This window comes from Comamonas aquatica NBRC 14918, assembly GCF_000739875.1.
Taxonomy (GTDB): domain Bacteria; phylum Pseudomonadota; class Gammaproteobacteria; order Burkholderiales; family Burkholderiaceae_C; genus Comamonas; species Comamonas aquatica.
Genome location: NZ_BBJR01000078.1, coordinates 1 through 1,326, shown reverse-complemented (window position 1 = coordinate 1,326; position 1,326 = coordinate 1). Strand labels below are relative to the sequence as shown.

Here is a 1,326-nt window from a genome sequence, read left to right as displayed (position 1 = left end):
GGTGAATCAGTCACTCATCGTTGAGATGCCAGACCAGCAGGGTATTGTGCACAAGTATGTGTTTGCGGAAGGCGCGCTCACCGAAAACGGCAAGGTGGTGGCAGACCAGTTTTCCAGCAAGCCGTTTTCTGTGACCGCCATCATCAACGACCCTGATGGCTACACCAATGTACGTAAAGCGGCGGATGGCAAAAGCCCTATCGTTGCCCGAGTGAACCATTCCGTGATGTTCAGCACCCATGTGCAGCCCAGTGACTGGTGGCAGGTACGGGTGTACCCTGATATTCAGGGTTATATACACAAAAGCCGTGTCTTGATGATTCGCGATTTTTGATCGCCTGTAGGCTTGGTGAGGATAAATAAATGTTTTCTCTGTTATTTTGGTTCGTGGTGATTCAGTTTTTCTATGTCAGAAATAGAAAGCTGAAATGCCCCCACTGCCATGGGAATGGTGTGAATGCCAGCAAGATTTTGCATTTTGGCCCGTCTTGGAGCTTTAAATGCAGTATTTGCGGAAAAAAGCACAAGGCTTCTTACTGGTTTTTGCCACTGACGCTGTGTACAGGAGCTGCTATTGGTTTTATTGTCATCAACAGCATGATGAAGGTGCATGACAGAATTTTTGATGTTTCTAGCTTTCTGAGCATTCCAGCGGTGCTGATGCTGGACATCTGCCTCAGGTTCTACCTGATTCCCTTGAAGAAAAAATAAGTTTCGAAGCCGGGTTTTGAGAAATGATTAAAACTATTAACTGCGATATTGGTGTTCTGCACGTTTTAAAGCACAGCAGCGTCAAAGATATTGATTATCTGGTGGATGTGCTGACGGACGAGGGCAAAGGCCGCGTAGCCTTGTCTTCCTCCGTGAAAGAATTGCTGCTGGAAGAAAAAGCACAGGGAAAATATTCTGAGAATGCTTTGCGACATCTGGTCAACGAATTCCAGGAATACGCTGGACATAGTGTGCTGAATTTATTCAGAAAAGAGCCTGTGGCTTATGAAGAAATCCTGACGGATGTGCACAAAAAACTCAATGGCAAGGACAGCAAGGAAAAATCGGTCTGGCAAAAGGAACACGAAATTGTGCTGAGCCTTTTTGGCGATGAGTGGGTTTTGCTGACGGATACACAGCGCTGGGAGCGCTGTACCAACACCAAGGTGCTGACAGGATTTTTTGACATGCAGGCCCATTTGAATTTTGACGAAAAGGGTGTACTGATGGGGGGACTCTCCGCGGCAGCGAGCACTTTAGCGTGGAATATTTTGAAAGAGTCAGCCAAAAAAGCGGCTGCTGCAGGTGCCATTACGGCTGTGGTCGGTGTGGCAG

At 47.2% G+C, this 1,326-nt stretch carries 3 protein-coding genes; all 3 read left to right on the top strand.

The window, feature by feature from the left end:
• On the top strand, window positions 1-334 hold a 334-nt coding region (locus tag CA2_RS16130), incomplete at its 5' end, for an SH3 domain-containing protein (protein WP_169741490.1).
• A 29-nt stretch (window positions 335-363) separates the two neighbouring features.
• Window positions 364-711 carry a hypothetical protein gene (locus tag CA2_RS18140; RefSeq protein ID WP_156106144.1) on the top strand — a complete coding sequence of 116 codons (348 nt, stop codon included), beginning with the start codon at window positions 364-366 and terminating at the stop codon, window positions 709-711.
• A gap of 23 nt (window positions 712-734) precedes the next feature.
• Window positions 735-1,326, top strand: a 592-nt coding sequence (locus CA2_RS18135; RefSeq protein ID WP_217997647.1) for a YaaW family protein, incomplete at its 3' end; no start/stop codon positions are given.